Source organism: Treponema bryantii NK4A124, from assembly GCF_000421345.1.
Lineage (GTDB): Bacteria > Spirochaetota > Spirochaetia > Treponematales > Treponemataceae > Treponema_D > Treponema_D bryantii_B.
On sequence record NZ_ATWV01000007.1, the window covers coordinates 107,656 to 126,625 of the forward strand.

An 18,970-nucleotide genomic window follows, 5' to 3' on the forward strand; every position below is an offset into this window, starting at 1 on the left:
GGTTTCGATACGATGCTTCGCATCACTCAACCACCGTTTTATACAAATACCGAACCCCGGTGGTTGAGTAGTCCGAAGGACGTATCGAAACCACCGGGGTATTTTTTTTAGTAATTCTGAGCTTCAATCTGGAAATAAGCCTGTGGGTGTGCACAAACAGGGCAAACCTTTGGTGCTTCTTTTCCGATTACAATATGACCGCAGTTGCGGCACTGCCAGATTGCATCTCCGTCGCTTGAGAAAACAATCTTGTCTTCGATATTCTTAAGAAGCTTGCGGTAGCGCTCTTCGTGGTGCTTTTCAATTGCAGCTACGCCTTCAAAAAGCTTTGCAATATATTCAAAGCCTTCTTCGCGGGCTGTTTTAGCAAAACCATCATACATATCTGTCCATTCGTAGTTTTCGCCGTCTGCTGCAGCCTTGAGGTTTTCTTCTGTAGTTCCTACACCGCCGTTCAAGAGCTTGTACCACATTTTAGCGTGCTCTTTTTCGTTATCTGCTGTTTCAAGGAAGATTGCGGCAATCTGCTCATAGCCTTCCTTCTTTGCCTGACTTGCATAATAAGTGTACTTATTGCGTGCCTGTGATTCACCTGCAAATGCTGTCTGCAGATTCTTTTCGGTCTGTGTTCCTTTGATATCCATAGTTTTTGCTCCTATATAAATAATATTATTAAAAATATAATCTAGAAAATGCTTATTGTAAATGGAAAAAACTGTTAATCACTTGAAAACTGACTTAGAATGTTTTACCATATAATATTGAGAGGAATTGTATGAAAACTATAGGAATCAAACTGGCAGATGGTTCGTTTTACCCTGTTTTAGAGGATAATAAGCCTTCGGAAAAGCAACTTGAACTCACCACTGCGCACAACAATCAGACTAAGGTTATGGTTGACCTGTATCGTTCTGCTACCTGTTCTATGGACGATGCCGAATATGTTGATTCTCTGCAGATTGAAAATTTGAATGCCCGCCCTAATGGTGAGGCTGACATTAAATTTTCTGTTTCTCTCGACGAAGATAACAAGCTTTCTGCAAAAATTGTAGACAGCGAAACCGGTAACGAAAGCAATACAAATATAACTCTTGTTTCCCGAACTCTCGAAGAGCGCCTTGTTACTGATGAATATGGAATTAATGATTCTGAAGAAAAGAAAGGAAATGGTGCTGCAGCCGTAGCTGCCGGCGCCCTTGCCGCAGGTGGTTTGCTTGCCGCCGCTGCTGCCATGAGAGACAAGCAGAAGGAAGAAGCTGAACCTGAGATTGAAGAAGAGCCTGTTGTTGAAGATGTTGATGAAGGTGTTCCTTTTGGCGATGAGACTTTTGTAGATGAGCCGATTGTGGAAGATGAGGCTGATGCAGTAGAGGAAACTGCAGCGGAAGATGAAAGTGCAGAGATTCCGGCTGATGTGCCGGCTGAAGAGACTATTACAGAAGAAAGTTCTAATGAAGAAATCAGTTCAGAATCTGACGAAATGACATTTGATTTACCAGACGATGCTGCAGAAAATACCGCAGAATCATCAATCTCAGAATCTGACAGTCTTGATGATATGAACTTTGATTTGCCTGATGATACAACAGAGACTTCTGAAGAAACTGTGGCCGACGAGACAATAGCTGATGACGACTTCACAACTTCAGACGACCTGCCTGATATGGATTTTGACATTCCGGATGATACTACAGAAAGCAGCGAAGACGACAACCCTATGCCGGATGACTTCTTTAATACTGATGACCTTGATAATACAGAAACTACAGAGGAAACTATGAGAGAGCCTACATTTGATTCTGAAAGCCCTGTTTCAGGCGGCCTCAACTTTGACGGTCTTTACGACGAAGAAACTGAACGCGGAACTCCTGCTCAAGATGATGAAGAAGATGTAAAGAAAAAGACAAAGGCACCGGTAATCATCTGCATTATCTGCGCAATTATCTGTATTCTCGCTACCCTTTTGATTCTCTTTATTATTCCTTCTAAATATAATCTGCTTACAAAAAAGCACGCTAAAGATAACTGCACACCAGTTGCAATTGAAGAGCCGGCTGCAGAAGCTGCTGCCGTGGCTGAGCCAGAACCTGAGCCGGAGCCGGAACCAGCTGTTCCTGAAGCTAAAGAAGATGAAATTGTAATCATCGAAAAGGCAGAAGAAGTTGTTCCGGCCCAACCACCTGTTGCAGAAGAAAAGCCAAAGAATATCACTTACAAAATCAAGTGGGGCGATACTCTCTGGGATATTGCTGATACTTACTATAAGAATCCTTGGCGCTACAAGTATATTGCCCGCTACAACGGAATCAAGAATCCTGACTATATTATTTCTGGAACAAAGATAATTATTCCGGCTGAGTAGGAGTATAATGCGTCCTGTTCTGCTAGCCCGCTGCCTGCCTGATTTTCGCCGCCTCACATCCTGGTTTCTCGCAAGCTTTTTACTGCTGAGCGCAGTGTCCTGCAAGGCCGCGCCCCAGAGCCAAGGTCAGAAAAAGTTCGGCGACGATGCGAATTATTTTATTGGCCTTAGATTTCTCCAGGAAGGCAATGAAAAAGCTGCCCGCGAAAAATTCAAATACTGCATAAAAAAGGGCAGCCCCGTGGTCGCGCAGAAAAGCGCCGAGACCCTCTGTTCAATCGGTAACGTTCAGGAAAAAAATGCCGCCGCCGAAAATCTGCTGCGCCTTTTTCCGGGAGACGACAGCCTTCTTATTGCCGCCCGCCAGTTTGCAGCCTCCGGTGAAAGTAACCGGCTCATAGAGTGTACCGGCGGTCTGGACTACGCTAAGGCAAAAAACGAAGTAATCCGTCTGCGTCTTGAGGCAATGGGTCGCCGCGGCGATTCCGCTTACGAAGACGAAGTTTACCGCTGGTTTACCGAGTGTCCTGTCTCAACAGAGCACTATCAGTTTTACCGTGACTACTATCGCCACCCCGACTTCGAAGGGGCTTATGAAAATCCGGAATCGGATGCGGCCCAGGCCCTGCTCTACACTCCACAGCAGTTTGCAATTAATTACAGAATTGAATCTTACAAGCGGAATTATTCTTATACGACAAAATGTGCGGAAAAGCTTGCCGGCTATTTTCTGGACGGAACTTTGGCCCCTGCCCCTCAGCTGATTTCTGATTTTGGAAAAAACACTCTTTACGGAACTATGGATTTTGCAAAAAATGCCGCCTGGTTTAGTCAGCTGGCAGAGACCTTTAAGGGGAGTCCCACTGAGTTTTACTTCTGGTTTTACGCCGGCCGCTTTTATGAAAAAGCCGGTATGTATTACCGCCAGAGCCGTAAATGCTTTGTTGCCGCTATGGCATCTGCCGGCTCGCCTTCCCAAAAAGACAATGCCCTCTGGTATCTTTTGAATACCTCGCTCAATTTTTCAATTGACTCGATTATTGATTCTATAGGCGAGTATTCACGTGAGTGGACTGACTGCGAGTATTTTGAAGATTTCTTTGAGCAGCTGGTTACGGCTCTGCTGGCCGCGGGAAGGTGGAATGAGTTTGGACGGATTTATAAGGCGGTGGATGGTTATGCTTCTGATTTAACTACCGCTCAGTTTGCCTATATCTACGGCCGCTTAATTCAGGAAGGCCTTGCAGACGGTACTGATTCTGATGTTCAGGCTGCTTTTAAGCGGGCCTGTCAGGGCGGAAGCTCGGTGTATTATAAAACACTCGCGGCCTATAGACTGGGGCTAGGCAAAAATCCGGTGGAGCTCCAGAAAATTCTTTGTGAGCCGACAAGTGCCCGTAGTCAAAATCAGCTAGGGTCGCCAGACCCAACAAAGCCTGCGAATACAGCTGACACCGCCGACAGCGCCGTCGACACTGCCCTTGAAAATCTTCTTCTTGGTTATGCATACTTTGGCTTTCCGGAGCTGATTTACCCTGAATGGCAAAAATGCCAGGGTCAGGGTCTTTCTACCGAGACTAATTTTTATCTGGCTGATTTTCTTGCTAAATGTGCCGACCCGGACTCTCCAGAAAGTTCTGACTACTATACTCAGTCCCTGCGAATTGCAGCCCGGGCCCAGCGTCTTGCCGGACACGGAATCAGCCGCGAAGAGCTTGCCCTGGTCTACCCTGCTTACTACAATGACTTTATTTCAAAATACTGCGGAGAATACAAAATCAGCGAGTCTGTGATGTATGCCCTGATTCGCAGTGAAAGTTTTTTTGATGCTGATGTAATCAGCTCTGCCGGAGCAATAGGTCTTACCCAGCTTATGGAATTCACCGGCAGCGACATTGCCCGCCGCTTCAAAATGTCCGACTACTCACTTACAGACCCGGAGACAAATATCCGCTTTGGAAGCTGGTATCTTGCCAGCCTGATTTCCCGCTGTGAAGATTCTGCTCTTCTCGGCTTTTTCTCTTACAATGCCGGAATTACCAGAGTTCGCCGCTGGCTGCAGTCATCTCTTATTGAATTTGGAAAAAAGAAAAACATGCCTCTGGACCTCTTTCTCGAAACTGTACCTTTTGCCGAAACCCGTGAATATGGCCGCAAGCTGATTTCTGCCACCATCGCCTACGACTGGCTGGCAGCGCCGACACGCTTCGACCAGACCGTAGAAAGCCTTCTGAAATAACCGTCATCCTCTCCGTCATCCCGAACTTGTTTCGGGATCCAGATGCTGAAACAAGTTCAGCATGACAATTTTTTTCACCTTGCCCTAAGCCTTTTTTTTTATTATCTTATATGCGTAAGGTGGTAAACATGATTGAAGATCCAAAATTGCTTGAAACTGTAAAAGAAGCACTGGAAATGTTCCGTCCTCAGCTCCAGGCAGACGGCGGAGACATGGAGTTTGTTTGCATTGATGATGATTATAAAGTTCATCTTAATTTGACCGGAGCTTGCGGCGGATGCCCTATGGCTGTAATGACTCTTAAAATGGGAATTGAACGTTATCTTATTGATGCCTGTCCTGAAATCAAAGAAGTTATACAGGACAACGCACAGAACCTCGACGAAATGGGAATGGGATTCTAATGAAAATTGAAAACGATAAGTGGGTAGAAATCCACTACACTCTTAAAAATGATGAAGGCGTTCAGCTTGATTCTTCTGTTGGAAATGAGCCTTTAGGTTATGTTCACGGCAGAGGCTATTTGATTTCCGGACTGGAAAGCCTGCTTGAAGGTCACGAGCCTGGTGATAAATTTACTGCTCACATTGAGCCAAAAGACGGCTACGGCGAATACGACGAGCGCCTGATTGTTGAACTGGACCGCGATAAGTTCGAGTTCGACGGAGAAATCACTGTGGGTATGCCTTTCCAGATGATGACTCCTTCGGGACTTTCTATTGTTCATGTAACCAAGGTTGAAGGTGATAAAATCACTATTGACGGAAACCATGAGCTGGCCGGAAAAGCTCTGAACTTTGACATTGAAGTTGTTGGAGTTCGCGATGCTACAGAAGAAGAGCTTGCTCCTACAAGCGGCGGCTGCGGCGGAGGCTGTGGTGGCTGCGGAGGATGCGGCGGCGGTGACTGTGGAAGCGGTTGCGGAGACGGTGGTTGCGGCGGCTGCGGCTGTAACTAAGCAGCTCCGGTGGTTGAGTGCCTGCGAAGCAGGTGTATCGAAACCACCGCAGACTTCGACATCTATTTAATATGAAGTGCGTCGAGAAGGGTTTTAAAATTCTCTTCTACCGGCGCATTTTTTATGTCCACAATAACATCAGCTAGTCTTGCATACTGCTGATATCTTTCTTCATATTTTTTCTGTAAGATTGTTTGAATATCATCCAGAGTTTGGGGATTTTCAGTCATAACATAAGCAGGAGCCCCTTTGAAAACCCCGGGAGAAGTCTCTTCAATTTTTGCCATTATGCGTTCAATAGAATGGTTGATATCCAGACGAAGAAAAACAAAAGTACCGCATTCACGCAGAGCCTGAAGGGCCGGCGGATTATCACAGATTCCGCCACCGGTCGCAATCACAATACGATTTTCTGAATTATTTTTTAAGATTTCGCAGCAGGCTTCCTCTTCCGCAAGGATGAACTCAGCAACTCCCTTAGTTCTGTAAAGTGTACGGGCATCGATTCCACGCAGACGGACAATCTCATCATCAGTATCAAAAAAAGAAAGGCCCAGCTTCTGAGCAAGAAGCTTGCCCTGAGTAGATTTTCCGCAATGTTTACAGCCCATAAGGACCAGTGAGTTTTTCATTCCTTCGCTCATGTCTTTATTATAACATACGAATTGTAAAATTCTAGTGATTAAGGTATTCTTTTAATATGTCATTGCGAGGAGCGCAGCGATAAGTCTCAACGTCATTGCGAGGAACGCAGCGACGAAGCAATCCATATTATCAAGGAGTCTGTGGTGGGTTTGATTCTCTGTTTTGTTCCATTAATTCTTGTTGTTGCTTTATTTACCTTTGCTTTCAAATTAAAACTGCTGTATCAGTTGATTGCGGTTTTCCTCGGCCTGATTGCCGTTCTGCCGATTTCTTTTATTCAGTATTTTCTTCCGGAGTTGCCGGGCATCGGTTTTTCCCCGATTTTACACGCCCTCTTAAAATCACTTTTGCTTTACGGCCTGATTGAAGAACTTTTTAAGACCCTTATTTTGATTTTTCTTCCTCATAAAAATCTGACGGAATCACACGAGGCCCGCGACTTTCTTCAGCTTGCCTTTGTTGCCGGCCTTGCCCTGGGCTGCTTTGAATCAGTTGTTTATTATTTTGACCACCTGCAGATTGCAAACAGCCGCGGCGCCACACTGCTCTACGGCCAGATTGCAGTAAGAATCATGACTTCTGATGTAATTCACATGACCTGCACTGGACTTTGCGGTCTTTTTATTTACAGCTGCAGAAATACACCGCGCCACACTTCCTTCCTTGTGGTGGCAGTACTGCTTCACGGCATCTACGACTTTTTTGCCGGCTTTGCAAACAATCTGCGCTGGTTCTCTGTGGCAGTTGTGCTGATGGCAATCATTGAGTGCCGCATAAAATACTCTGCTTTGACTAATCCCGAAAAAGAGTAATCCGCGCCGCCTTGTCAGCCCCTGCACCGTAATAAACCGCGCCAAACCGCAATAAAACGCAAAAAAAATCCCAAAATTTCGCAATTTTTTTGCTAAATTCCGCAAAATCACCGCCCCCAACTCTTGACAATTACCGCCAACTCACCTATAATACCCAAACAATACGACGCGGGGTAGAGCAGTTGGCAGCTCGTCGGGCTCATAACCCGGAGGCCGCAGGTTCGAGTCCTGCCCCCGCTATAATTCAAGGCTTACACTTCAAAGTGTGAGCCTATTTTTTTGCCATAAACTGTGTTATAATAGAAGAAACAAAAAGCAAAGGACATCATCATGGCAAAATCAAAATCCCCAAAAGCTAAATCATCTTCCGCCACAATCGGATTTGAACAGCAGATTTGGGATGCAGCCTGCGAACTTTGGGGACACATTCCCGCTGCAGATTACCGCAAAATCTTTACAGGACTTATCTTCTTAAAATATATCTCAACCGCATTTGAAAAGAAATACGCAGAACTCGTTGCAGAAGGGGACGGGTTTGAAGACGACCCGGACGCTTACGAAGCAGACAACATCTTCTTTGTTCCTCCGGAAGCCCGCTGGTCAGAAATTGCAAAAGCAGCCCATACACCGGAAATCGGCACAATCTTAGACAAAGCCATGATTGCCATAGAAGCCGACAACAAAAGCCTCAAAGGAGTCCTTCCAAAAAACTACGCCACCCCCGAGCTGGACAAACGTGTTCTTGGTAACGTAGTAGACGTATTCACCAACATGGACATGAGCGACACCGAAGCAAGCAAAGACCTGCTGGGCCGCACCTACGAATACTGCATCGCACAGTTTGCATCCTACGAAGGAGTAAAAGGCGGCGAGTTCTACACACCGGCCAGCGTAGTAAAAACAATCGTAAATATCTTAAAGCCTTCAGAAGGAAAACGCGTTTACGACCCATGCTGCGGTTCGGGCGGAATGTTCGTACAGTCCGTAAAGTTCATTCAGGAGCACGCAGGAAACAGAAGCAACATCTCAGTCTTCGGACAGGAAGCCAACGCCGACACCTGGAAAATGGCCAAAATGAACATGGCAATCCGCGGAATCGACGCAAACTTTGGCGACCATCCCGAAGATACCTTTTTCAACGACCTTCATTCAACACAAAAGTTCGACTTCATCATGGCAAATCCGCCCTTCAATTTGAGCAACTGGGGCCAGGATAAATTGCAGAATGACCCTCGCTGGGCATACGGACTTCCACCCGCAGGCAACGCAAACTACGCCTGGATAGAACACATGATTTACCATCTGGCTCCAAACGGAAAAATTGGACTTGTACTTGCAAACGGCGCCCTTTCCACCCAGACCTCTGGCGAAGGAGAAATCCGCCGTAAAATAATCGAAGCAGATTTAATAGAAGGAATTGTCGCCATGCCAACCCAGCTTTTCTACAGCGTAACAATTCCGGTAACCCTCTGGTTCATCACCCGCGGCAAAAAGCAGACCGGCAAAACCCTCTTCATAGATGCCCGCAACATGGGCCACATGGTAGACCGCAAGCACCGCGACTTTTCCGAAGAAGACATCGCCCGCCTTGCCGACACCTTCACCGCCTTCCAGAACGGCACCCTCGAAGATGTAAAAGGCTTCTGCGCAGTTGCCACCACAAAACAAATCGCCGCCCAGGACTACATCCTCACCCCCGGCCGCTACGTTGGCATAGAAGAAAAAGCCGAAGACGATGAACCCTTCGCCGATAAAATGACCCGCCTGACAACCGAACTTGGCGGAATGTTCGCAAAGAGCCACAAGCTCGAAGAAGAGATAAAGAAAAATCTTGCAGGGATTGGGTTTAAGATATAAATAATTTGGGCGTGCCGGCAGCAAGCTGCCGTCGGCTGTTCCGCCCTTCGCTAACGCTCACCGTCCTCGGCTGCCCTTCGGGCATCCTGCGGTCGGCAAGGGGCTCCATAGCCTCACGCATTAGGGCGGCGCAGGTGGGCCTAAACATTAATTATGGCGAATTCGCCTTAATTAAACGAATTACATTATTGAGAAAAGAAATACGTCATTCTGAACTTGTTTCGGAATCTATAAAATAAAGGAATGAAAATGGAAGAGTGGAAAGAATGTACTTTAAGTGATTTAGGAACTATAGTTGGTGGTGCTACACCATCTACAAAAGATTCTTCAAATTATGAAAACGGTTCTATCGCTTGGATTACACCAAAAGATTTATCGACTCACACTGAACGATTTATTTCTCATGGTGAAAGAAATATTACAGAAAAAGGCTTGAAAAGTTGTTCCGCTCAATTGATGCCACCAAACAGTATTCTTTTTACATCGCGTGCTCCAATTGGTTATATTGCTATTGCAAAAAATGAGGTTTGTACTAATCAGGGATTTAAAAGTATTGTTCCAAATAAGGATACAGATTTTATGTTTCTATATTATCTCTTAAGATATAACAAAGATAATATAGAAAACCTCGGGAGTGGAACAACTTTTAAGGAAGTTTCAGGTTCTACAATGAGAAACGTTCCTGTGAAAGTTCCCCCTCTCCCCATCCAGCAAAAAATCGCCGCCATCCTCTCATCCCTCGACGACAAAATCGAACTGAACAACAAAATAAACACCAACCTCGAAAAGCAAGCCCAAGCCCTCTTCAAAAAAGCATTTGCAGATAAAATAGATAATGTTTCCGATAAAGATGGAAAAACTTTAGGTTCATTAATAGATATTGTTGATAATCGAGGTAAAACTCCACCATCATCTAATGAAAAAAATGACTTCCCAATTCTTGATGTAGGAGCATTAAATAGCACAGGAAGAATTATTGATTATAAGAATTGTACAAAATATGTAGACGAACAAACTTATTCCACTTTCTTTCGCGATGGACATCCCCAAGAAAATGATATTTTGCTATCCACAGTAGGCAGTCTGGCTCAAATGAAATTCTTCAAAGGCAATAAAGGATGTATCGCTCAAAATGTTGTTGCATTCAGAACACTAAACACATCTCCATTTTATTTGTACGAATACTTAAAGTATATCAAAAATGATTTATTAGCTTATGATATAGGTTCCGTTCAACCAAGTATAAAAGTCACACACATTATTAAACACCTGATTTACATCCCAACAAATGATGAATTATCAAAATTCGATTCATTTGCAAAATCAATCACAGAAGAAATATACAATAACGTCTGTGAAAACGAAAGATTAATTTCTATCCGAGATACTTTATTACCAAAGTTGATGAATGGAGAGATTCTATATTCAAATTAAATAAATATAGCAAATTTATATTTTTCATATTATACTATATAATTATTGGGAGGATGGGGTATGTATAACAAAGATACAATAAACGAAATCGCAGATGTCGTATTAAAGATCCTTGAATATGAGTCTCCTGCATATGATCCTGAAGAAGCTGTTACAAAACTTCATGGACAAATCTTAAATGATATTATTGATGAATGTGAAGATGCTAGAATTGAACGTGCCCCAGAAAATTCAAATTTCAAATTCATTATCCATCTAAATAATAATAAACCATTTTATCGAACAAGATTTTCTCTTGCACATGAATTAGGACATTTATTCTTGCATATGGGATATATGACAGATAGATGGACAACTGCAGAAACTTTTCAAGATTCGATTTATTACAGAAGTTATAATCGAAAAGATATGAATTATTCACAAGAAGAAAGTGAGGCAAATGAATTTGCCGCTGCTTTTTTAATGCCCAAAAAACAATTTAAGGAATCATATATTAATAATAAGTTTAATATTGAATTAACTGCGGCAGAATTTCAAGTTTCCCATGATGCAGCAAAAAACAGAGCCCGAAATCTTGGATTCTAGAAAAAATGTTATTAGATAATCGACAAAAATTAAAATCGCTCACAGGTGAAAAGAAGGAAGGTGTAAAATCAACACATGACTTTGATGGAATGTACATTTTTCTTTCATTTGATATTGTAAATTCAACAGCATATAAGAGTTTAAATCCGTATTGGACTAAAACAATAAGTCTTTTTAGAGATTTTTCTGTTAAATATATGTCAGAATGTTTTAGAGAAAAACCTAAAGATTCAAATACAGAGAAAGATTTTTGTGATTTACAGTATTTTTTCTGGAAGAATCTCGGTGATGAAATTATCTTTATGTTTCCTAATCCTAAAGTATCCGAATTATATAAACTTCCTGATGCAAGTTGTAGCGTGTTAAACCGAATTTCAAAGTCTCTAGAAACTCCAACAAATAATTCTTCTGTAAAAGTATCTGTAAAAGCAACACTTTGGATAGCAGAAATAGACGAAAAGGATGAACTTCGAAAGAAAAGAATAAAAGAAGAATATGAAATTCTTGAAAAAGATGAGAATGCAGAAATTGATAAAGAACCTCCATTTCAAGAAAGAAATATCAACATTGCTATAAATGATATAGAACATAATACCATTGATTTTCTTGGACCGGATATTGATACAGGATTTAGACTTTCTCATCATGCAAGTCATAATAAGCTAACAATAGATGCAAGGTTGACTTGGATTCTTATGAAGCTAATGGATGAAAATCAATATCATAATTATTTCATGGAGAATGCAAAGATAGTTGGATATGAACCACTAAAAGGTGTTTGGAATGAGAAACCATATCCAATTATTTGGTACATACCAAAATGGGATGATACTAATCTGTTTTATTACTATGAAGAAATTGATGAAAAATCTCTAGCGTATAAAATAGTAAAAAACAATTATAAATTTACAAGTATAAGTAAATTAGAATCAATACTGTCAGAATCAAAACAACTAGATTATTCAAATTATTTATTAGCAAAGACTAAAGATAAAGATGGTAAAACTATCAAGAGATTACTTCGTATATTTGATTCCGATAAACAAACTGAATTACATTTGATTTGCTTGTGCATAAATGAATATAATGAAATCCTTATATTAAACCGATCTTCAGATCGTTCTTATTTACCAAATATCTGGGATTTTGGTTGTGCCCATTTAGTTAAAGATACTACTATAAAAGATTCACTAATAAATCAATATTCTAAAAAAATTGGAACTGAGATCAAATTATTAAATAATGGCATGCCTATTAATTCTATTAAAATCGATAGACAAGATGATAAAATAATAAATGCACTAGTGTTTATCGGAAAAGTTGAAAAAGATAAAGTTGATATAGACAAGAAAAAATATGCAAAATATAAATGGCTTTCCTATGATTATTTTTATCCTAATAAACATCTAAAACAGGATAGAAAAGCATCGTGTGTTTCTGGATTTGAAGATAGATTTAATGATGTCGTAAAATTCTTAAATTCAGCAGGCGTTGCGGGCGGCGCCTGAGCCCGCAGAAGGGGTAGCGGAAAACCGAAGGTTTAGAGCGAGGGGAAGGCTCTTCCCTCCTATACTATTTTTTTTCATTATTTTGCACAAATCATGCAAAATCAACGCAAAGATGTCATAAATTCAATGATTTTCTTCTGCATTTTGACGGTTTCTAGAGCCAATCAGTACTTTTAGTATTTTACTTAAACTTGTTGAGATTCTTCTAATGCCCTAAGTTCAGCATTATAAAACTCATTTAATTTCATCCAAAAATCAGTATCTATATTTAATGTATCCTCAAGTTTCCTTGCAAATTCAGCAGAAATGTTTTCTTTGCAATTCAAAACAGCATTAATATAATCTTGCGTAAAACCCGTAGATTGTGCAAGACTTTCTGTTGATATATTTCTATCTTCCATTACTTCTTTTAATGTTTCTCCAGGATGGATAATCATATCATTTGATGGAATTAAGCGTTTGGTATTAAGCCCCCATTGCTCCATACGAAATCTGATTGCCGCTTTAGGACTTGGTTTATCAATGGGAAAGTTTTCATCTTCATACTTTTCTACTAAGGCTACTAAATATTCAAGTTCATCACCTTAAGGAGTATTCGGTTTTGAATCAAAAATTTCTTCAATACGTTTGAGAATCTGTTCATATTCTTCTTCTGTTTTGATGTCTTTGATATCAGTCATAAATTAATCCCCCTTAAATTCTTTTGTTTACAATTTATCATAATTATATTATATTTGTAAACAAGGAGAACTATATGACTCAGAATGAAATTTTTGCACAGCGACTCAAAAATGCTCGGGTGATGAAAGGTTATTCTATGGATGAACTGGTTGCTGCTATGGGGAACAGTCTTTCTAAAATGGCCATATCTAAATATGAAAAATGTCAGCTCTCTCCTAGTAGTAGTGTTCTTATTTCTCTTTCTAAGGCTTTGGGACAGCCGGTGGATTATTTCTTTCGCCCTTTTACCATGCAGATTGAATCTGTTAAGTTTAGAAAACACAAAAGCAAGCTTGCTGTAAAACAGGAAGAAAGCATTAAGCAGAATATTTCTGATATGTTTGAACGCTATATCACTATTGAAGAGATTTGCAACGCTTCCGTCAAATTTGTTTCTCCTTTTAAAAAGCCAGTCTCTTCTGCCGAACAGGTAAAAGAGGCTGCCCTGAAGCTTCGCGATTTCTGGAATATCGGAAGTGATGGAATTATAAATGTAATTGATCTTCTGGAAGAACATGGCATTAAGGTTATGGAAATTGATGCTCCAGAATCTTTTGATGGTTTGAGTTCAATGGTTAATGATGTGTATCCTGTGATTGTTTTGAACAAAGCATTACCATCTGAACGCAAACGCTTTACTGCACTTCATGAACTGGGACATCTAATTCTTAATTTTGATGATTCTGTTTCTGAAAAAGATGAAGAGACTCTCTGCAATCTTTTTGCAAATGAAATGCTTATTCTGGAATCTATGTTCAGGCGAATTGTTGGTGATTCACGTCGTGAAATCACTTATCCGGAACTTCGCGCTGTTCAGATTCATTTTGGTATTTCCTGCGATGCCTTAATGTATAAAGCCAAAACCTGCGGAATCATTTCCGAACCTCGTTACAAATCTTTTTGCATTCAAAAGAACAGAAACTCCGCATTTAAAGAACGAATTGAACAGTCATATTATCCACAGGAAGAATCAAACCGATTTAATCGCCTTGTTTATAATGCACTGAGCAACGAACTGATTACTATTTCCAAAGCTGCAAGTCTGCTTCATACAAGTGTTGAAGAGGTACGTGGAGACTTAATGCCTATATGATAACAGAAAAAATAGTTATCAGTGATACAAATATTCTCCTCGATTTATTATCTCAGAATATGCTTGATGACTTTTTCTCTTTGCCATGCGATATCTGTACTACAGATTTGGTAATTGATGAAATTGTTCAGCCAGCTCAGCAAAAGATAATTGATTCATTTATTAAGTCTCGAAAACTGGAAGTTGTTCAGTTTAGCCCTTCTGAATTTTCTAATATCACAAATCTTTTTGTTATGAATCCTAATAATGCTTCTCTTACAGATTGTTCTGTCTGGTATTATGCCAAGCAGACAAACGGAAGATTATTAACTGGAGATGGGAAACTTAGAAAGGCAGCAGAAAATGACAATATAAAAGTTTCTGGTATTCTTTATATTTTTGATAATCTTATTGAATATGGAATTCTTTCTGAAAAAGACGCTGCAGATTTACTTGAAAAACTTATGAAGATAAATATGCGTCTGCCAAAAGACGAATGCGAAAAACGCATATTAGCCTGGCGAAATTGTTAAATTAGCATTTTGGATATATAATTAAGCCTTAAGGAGTTTTGATTATATGTCCGATTACAACGAAGAAGCCTATGAAAATGCTCTGATTGAGTTGTTCCAGAATATGGGATGGGAGCATGTTTATGGCCCGGACATTGATCGCGACTGGCATTCTCCGCTTTATGACTCTGTACTTGAAGATTCTATCCGGCGTCTTAATCCAAAGGCGGCGCCTGCTGCAATTGATGAAGCTCTCCTAAAACTCCGACACTTTGAAAATGCTGAACTTAAAAAGAAGAATGCTGTTTTTATGGAATACCTGCAGAATGGTATTGAAGTAAGTTATCATGAAAACGGTGAGAATAAATCAGCCATCATTTATATTGCAGATTTTGAAAATGCCGGTAAGCCTGGAGACAAGAATTCTTATATCGTTGCAAATCAATGGACATTTATAGAAAACTCAAACAAACGGCCGGATATTCTGCTTTTCTTGAACGGACTTCCTATCTGTCTTTTTGAATTAAAGTCTCCAAGCCGTGAGCAGACTGACGCTAGCGAAGCATACACACAGATTCGCAATTACATACATGAGATTCCTTCCATGTTTATTTACAACTGTATCTGCGTAATGAGCGACCAGCTTACAAGCAAGGCGGGAACCATTACAAGTGGTGAAGACCGCTTTATGGAATGGAAGACAAAAGACGGCAACATGGAATCCAAGTCCTTTGCGGATTTTACAACTTTCTTTGAAGGCATTTTCCAGAAAGACCGCCTGCTGGATATCATCAAAAATTTTATCTGCTTTAATAATGACGGAATTATTTCCTATAAGATTCTAGCGGGTTATCATCAATATTTTGCAGTTCGCAAGGCTGTTGAACGCACAAAAGTTGCGGTTGCCGGCGATGGAAAAATCGGTGTCTTCTGGCATACTCAGGGCTCCGGAAAATCACTTTCTATGGTTTTCTATGCACACCTTTTGCAGCAGGCAATTGATTCGCCGACAATCGTAGTTATTACAGACCGAAATGATTTGGATAACCAACTTTATGGTCAGTTCTGTAATTGTAAAGATTTCTTACGTCAGGAACCTGTTCAGGCAGAAAGCCGGGAACATTTGAAACAGCTTCTTGAAGGACGAAAGGCAAACGGAATCATTTTTACTACAATGCAGAAGTTCGAGGAAAGTGATGAACCACTCAGCGACAGAAAAAATATCATCGTAATGGCGGATGAAGCACACCGCGGCCAGTACGGACTTACAGAAAAAATCAAAACCAGTCGCGACGAAGAGGGCAACCTTATTGCCCACCGCACAATCGGTACCGCCCGCATAATTCGTGACAGTCTTCCAAACGCAAGTTATATCGGTTTTACAGGAACTCCAATTTCCCGAGAAGACCGCAGCACTATTGAAGTTTTCGGTGACTACATCGATGTTTATGATATGACTCAGGCTGTTGAAGATGGCGCAACCCGCCCTGTTTATTACGAAAGCCGAGTTATCAAACTCAAGCTTGATGATAAAGTTCTTGCTCAGATTGATGCAGAATACAGTGCTCTTGCTCAGAATGCTGATGAAGAAGTAATCGAAAAGAGTAAGCACGAACTTGGCAAGATGGAAGAAATACTTGGCCACGAAAAAACAATCAACTCTCTTGTTGATGATATTCTTAATCACTACGAAAACGAACGCCAGTATTTGTATACCGGAAAGGCAATGATTGTTGCTTATAACCGTTCTATCGCAATGAAGATTTTTAATCGTATTTTGGAATTGAGGCCTTCTTGGGCGGGGACAACTTCACAGGTTACAGTCGGCTCAAAACAGATTACTGTTCCTGGTGATGACGCCCGCATTGCCGTTGTAATGACAGAAAGCAACAAGGACCCGGAAGAATGGCGTGCAATCATCGGCAACAAACACCGCAAGCAGGAACTCGCAACCCGCTTCAAAGATAATGACAGCCCGCTAAAAATTGCAATCGTTGTTGATATGTGGCTTACAGGATTCGACGTTCCATCTCTTGCAACAATGTATGTTTACAAGCCGATGGAAAGCTACAATCTTATGCAGGCAATTGCCCGTGTAAACCGTGTCTTCAAAGATAAGGAAGGCGGACTTGTTGTAGATTACGTTGGAATTGCAAGTGCCCTCAAGCAGGCAATGAACGACTACACTGTCCGTGACCGTCAGAACTATGGCGAAATGGATGTCGCAAAACGAGCCTTCCCTAAGTTCCAGGAAAAACTCGAAATCTGCCGAAATCTTTTCTTTGGTTATGATTATACTCCTTTCTACGAGGGCTCAGACTTACAGCGCGGTATGACAATCAGTGGCGCAGTAAACTTTATTGTAGCCCCAGATAAAGAAGAACAGAAACAGGCATTTATAAAAGAAGCCTTAATGCTTAAACAGGCACTTTCTCTTTGTTCTTCTATGGTAAAAGAACACATGCGTCTTGAGGCAGCTTTCTTTGAATCTGTCCGCGTTCTTGTAATGCGTCTTTTGTATAATCCATCTGGCAAGAAATTCTCCCTCAAAGAAATCAATGACCGCATAAATGAACTTCTTAAACAGTCAGTTAAATCAGATGGCGTTATAAATCTTTTCTCTGATGTCGGCGAAAAAGTAAACCTCTTTGATCCAACCTTCCTTGAAAATATCTCAAAGATGAAAGAGAAAAACCTCGCCGTAGAAATGCTCAAGAAGTTGATTGATGAACAGGTAAAAGTTTACAAACGTACAAACCTCGTAAAATCAGAAGCCTTCAGCGAACTCATTCAGCAGACTTTGAACCGTTACCTGAACGGAATGCTTACAAACGAAGAAGTAATTCAAGAACTGTTGAAGCTTGCGAAAGAAATGCTTCATGCAAGCGAAGAAGGGAACAAGCTCGGATTAACTGATGAAGAACTTGCCTTCTATGATGCACTCACAAAACCTGAAGCTGTAAAAGATTTCTATTCAAACGAAGACCTTGTTGCACTTACAAAAGAACTTACAGAAACCCTCCGTAAAAACAAAACCATCGACTGGCAGAAAAAAGAATCAGCTCGTGCCAAAATGCGAATGATTGTTAAAAAGCTTCTGAAGAAATACAAATATCCACCAGAAGGTCAGGAAGATGCATTAAAAACCGTTATAAGCCAGTGTGAACTCTGGACCGATAATGTTGCTGATTATGAAGATACAGTTTCATATTCTATAAATGATGATTATGGTAATCTAAAAGTTGCAGAAACAACTTCAGACTACGGAAAATAAACTTCAATATTAAACTAATGGAAGAATAAACTCTGGGAACATCTCTCCCGCAAATCCAAACTCCCGTTCCCCAAACAGCACCAGCGTAATCTCATCAAAATCATCCTGATGCATTTTCATAGTCTCGATTGCCACTCTAATAGCATCTCGCTGCGGGTAACCATAAACGCCGGCAGAAATCAGAGGAAAAGCAATAGTTTTAAGCCCTTTTTCTTTTGCAAGCTTCAAAGAATTTTCATAACAGGAAGTCAAAAGTACCTCAGCCTCTGCAGGCGAATGTTCATAATAAATCGGCCCAACAGTGTGGATTACAAATCTTGCCGGTAAATTATATCCTTTTGTAATTTTAGCTTCGCCGGTTTTGCAGCCATGAAGAGTACGACATTCAGCAAGAAGTTCAGGACCTGCAGCATAATGAATAGCACCATCAACACCACCGCCACCAAGAAGGCTGGAATTTGCAGCATTTACAATTGCGTCGCAAGCCAAAGTTGTGATGTCGCCTTTTATGATTTTTATTTTTCCCATATTGGAGCTGATGGGACTTGAACCCACTACCTCTACAATGCCATTGTAGCGCTCTAGCCAGGTGAGCTACAGCCCCGATGATTTTATTATATCACAATTCTGTATATTTTTTATTGCTTCCCTTCGCTTTTTCTACCGGATATTTTGCCTCATTCATCGTCATTTTCATATTGATGATTTCATCTTCATCAAGGTCGAGCTTATCCAGCAGATTACGGCAGTACACCATAACATCAGCGAGTTCTTCCTTTACGTGCTGCAAATCATAATCCTTATCTGACCACTGAAAGCATTCCAAAAGCTCATTTGCCTCAATCGAGATGGATTTTGCAAGATTTGCTGGTGTATGGAACTGATCCCAGTCGCGGTCTGCAGTGAATTTTCTGATTCTGTTTATTGTTTGTTCAGTCATATTGTCTTTATATCGTAAAAGCTCAAACTTTGCACTACATAAAGAAACTTCT

The 18,970-nt window shown here is 41.0% G+C and carries 17 protein-coding genes and 2 tRNA genes; 13 read left to right on the forward strand and 6 right to left on the reverse strand.

From position 1 onward, the window contains the following. Positions 1 to 107 precede the first annotated feature (107 nt). Positions 108 to 644 (reverse strand): rubrerythrin, encoded by a 537-nt coding sequence (rbr, locus tag G626_RS0108640; protein WP_022932391.1) that lies wholly within the window; start codon positions 642 to 644, stop codon positions 108 to 110. A gap of 131 nt (positions 645 to 775) precedes the next feature. Here rbr and G626_RS18270 point away from each other — a divergent pair, with 131 nt between their 5' ends. The 4 genes from G626_RS18270 to G626_RS0108660 all read left to right on the forward strand — a co-directional run bounded on the left by G626_RS18270 (position 776) and on the right by G626_RS0108660 (position 5,559). Beyond that, entirely contained in the window at positions 776 to 2,362 is a 1,587-nt protein-coding gene (locus G626_RS18270; protein WP_022932392.1) for an Hsp70 family protein, read from the forward strand. Between the two features lie 7 nt (positions 2,363 to 2,369). Continuing rightward, on the forward strand, positions 2,370 to 4,601 hold the full coding sequence (locus G626_RS17445; RefSeq protein ID WP_022932393.1) for a flagellar assembly lytic transglycosylase: 2,232 nt from the start codon (positions 2,370 to 2,372) through the stop codon (positions 4,599 to 4,601). Positions 4,602 to 4,729: 128 nt separating this feature from the next. Further along, entirely contained in the window at positions 4,730 to 5,005 is a 276-nt protein-coding gene (locus G626_RS15955) for a NifU family protein (RefSeq protein WP_022932394.1), read from the forward strand. After that, the gene (locus G626_RS0108660) at positions 5,005 to 5,559 is read left to right on the forward strand and encodes an FKBP-type peptidyl-prolyl cis-trans isomerase (RefSeq protein ID WP_022932395.1); all 555 of its coding nucleotides are present in this window, start codon (positions 5,005 to 5,007) and stop codon (positions 5,557 to 5,559) included. Before G626_RS15955 ends, G626_RS0108660 begins: the two co-directional genes overlap by 1 nt. Positions 5,560 to 5,621: 62 nt before the next feature. Here G626_RS0108660 and G626_RS17450 read toward each other — a convergent pair whose 3' ends face one another. After that, complete coding sequence (locus G626_RS17450; RefSeq protein ID WP_081647512.1) at positions 5,622 to 6,203, reverse strand: shikimate kinase; 582 nt, start codon at positions 6,201 to 6,203, stop codon at positions 5,622 to 5,624. Positions 6,204 to 6,353: 150 nt separating this feature from the next. Here G626_RS17450 and G626_RS0108670 point away from each other — a divergent pair, with 150 nt between their 5' ends. The 6 genes from G626_RS0108670 to G626_RS0108700 all read left to right on the forward strand — a co-directional run bounded on the left by G626_RS0108670 (position 6,354) and on the right by G626_RS0108700 (position 12,400). Continuing rightward, positions 6,354 to 7,016, forward strand: a complete 663-nt coding sequence (locus tag G626_RS0108670) for a PrsW family glutamic-type intramembrane protease (RefSeq protein ID WP_196800473.1) — start codon at positions 6,354 to 6,356, stop codon at positions 7,014 to 7,016. A 167-nt stretch (positions 7,017 to 7,183) separates the two neighbouring features. Beyond that, positions 7,184 to 7,256: transfer RNA gene (locus G626_RS0108680), tRNA-Met, on the forward strand. Between the two features lie 90 nt (positions 7,257 to 7,346). Further along, a complete protein-coding gene (locus G626_RS0108685; RefSeq protein WP_022932399.1) occupies positions 7,347 to 8,873 on the forward strand; it encodes a type I restriction-modification system subunit M in 1,527 nt (508 codons plus the stop codon). Between the two features lie 243 nt (positions 8,874 to 9,116). Next, complete coding sequence (locus G626_RS17910; protein WP_231365110.1) at positions 9,117 to 10,307, forward strand: restriction endonuclease subunit S; 1,191 nt, start codon at positions 9,117 to 9,119, stop codon at positions 10,305 to 10,307. A 60-nt stretch (positions 10,308 to 10,367) separates the two neighbouring features. Further along, positions 10,368 to 10,892 (forward strand): ImmA/IrrE family metallo-endopeptidase, encoded by a 525-nt coding sequence (locus tag G626_RS0108695; protein ID WP_022932400.1) that lies wholly within the window; start codon positions 10,368 to 10,370, stop codon positions 10,890 to 10,892. Positions 10,893 to 10,897: 5 nt separating this feature from the next. Next, on the forward strand, positions 10,898 to 12,400 hold the full coding sequence (locus G626_RS0108700) for an NUDIX hydrolase (protein ID WP_022932401.1): 1,503 nt from the start codon (positions 10,898 to 10,900) through the stop codon (positions 12,398 to 12,400). Positions 12,401 to 12,585: 185 nt separating this feature from the next. On the opposite strand, the gene G626_RS18090 is transcribed toward G626_RS0108700, so the two are convergent. After that, positions 12,586 to 12,885, reverse strand: coding sequence for a HigA family addiction module antitoxin (locus G626_RS18090; protein ID WP_027727066.1), 300 nt, complete (start codon positions 12,883 to 12,885; stop codon positions 12,586 to 12,588). Between the two features lie 269 nt (positions 12,886 to 13,154). On the opposite strand from G626_RS18090, the gene G626_RS0108715 reads away from it, so the two are divergent. Genes G626_RS0108715 through G626_RS0108725 form a run of 3 tightly spaced genes read left to right on the forward strand, consistent with a single transcriptional unit; the run spans position 13,155 to position 17,978 of the window. Beyond that, positions 13,155 to 14,213, forward strand: a complete 1,059-nt coding sequence (locus G626_RS0108715; RefSeq protein WP_022932402.1) for a helix-turn-helix domain-containing protein — start codon at positions 13,155 to 13,157, stop codon at positions 14,211 to 14,213. Next, positions 14,210 to 14,725: a PIN domain-containing protein gene (locus G626_RS0108720; RefSeq protein WP_022932403.1), complete on the forward strand. Its 516-nt coding sequence runs from the start codon at positions 14,210 to 14,212 to the stop codon at positions 14,723 to 14,725. The genes G626_RS0108715 and G626_RS0108720 overlap by 4 nt, the downstream gene beginning before the upstream one ends. A 46-nt stretch (positions 14,726 to 14,771) precedes the next feature. Beyond that, positions 14,772 to 17,978: a type I restriction endonuclease subunit R gene (locus G626_RS0108725; protein WP_022932404.1), complete on the forward strand. Its 3,207-nt coding sequence runs from the start codon at positions 14,772 to 14,774 to the stop codon at positions 17,976 to 17,978. Between the two features lie 9 nt (positions 17,979 to 17,987). Here the strand turns inward: G626_RS0108725 and G626_RS15975 are convergent, their stop codons facing one another. From G626_RS15975 to G626_RS0108740, 3 genes are all read right to left on the reverse strand, one after another. Then, entirely contained in the window at positions 17,988 to 18,506 is a 519-nt protein-coding gene (locus G626_RS15975) for an O-acetyl-ADP-ribose deacetylase (protein WP_022932405.1), read from the reverse strand. A gap of 2 nt (positions 18,507 to 18,508) precedes the next feature. Beyond that, a tRNA-Ala gene (locus tag G626_RS0108735) sits at positions 18,509 to 18,582 on the reverse strand. 15 nt (positions 18,583 to 18,597) lie between these two features. Then, the gene (locus G626_RS0108740) at positions 18,598 to 18,918 is read right to left on the reverse strand and encodes a nucleotide pyrophosphohydrolase (protein ID WP_022932406.1); all 321 of its coding nucleotides are present in this window, start codon (positions 18,916 to 18,918) and stop codon (positions 18,598 to 18,600) included. Between the last annotated feature and the right edge of the window lie 52 nt (positions 18,919 to 18,970).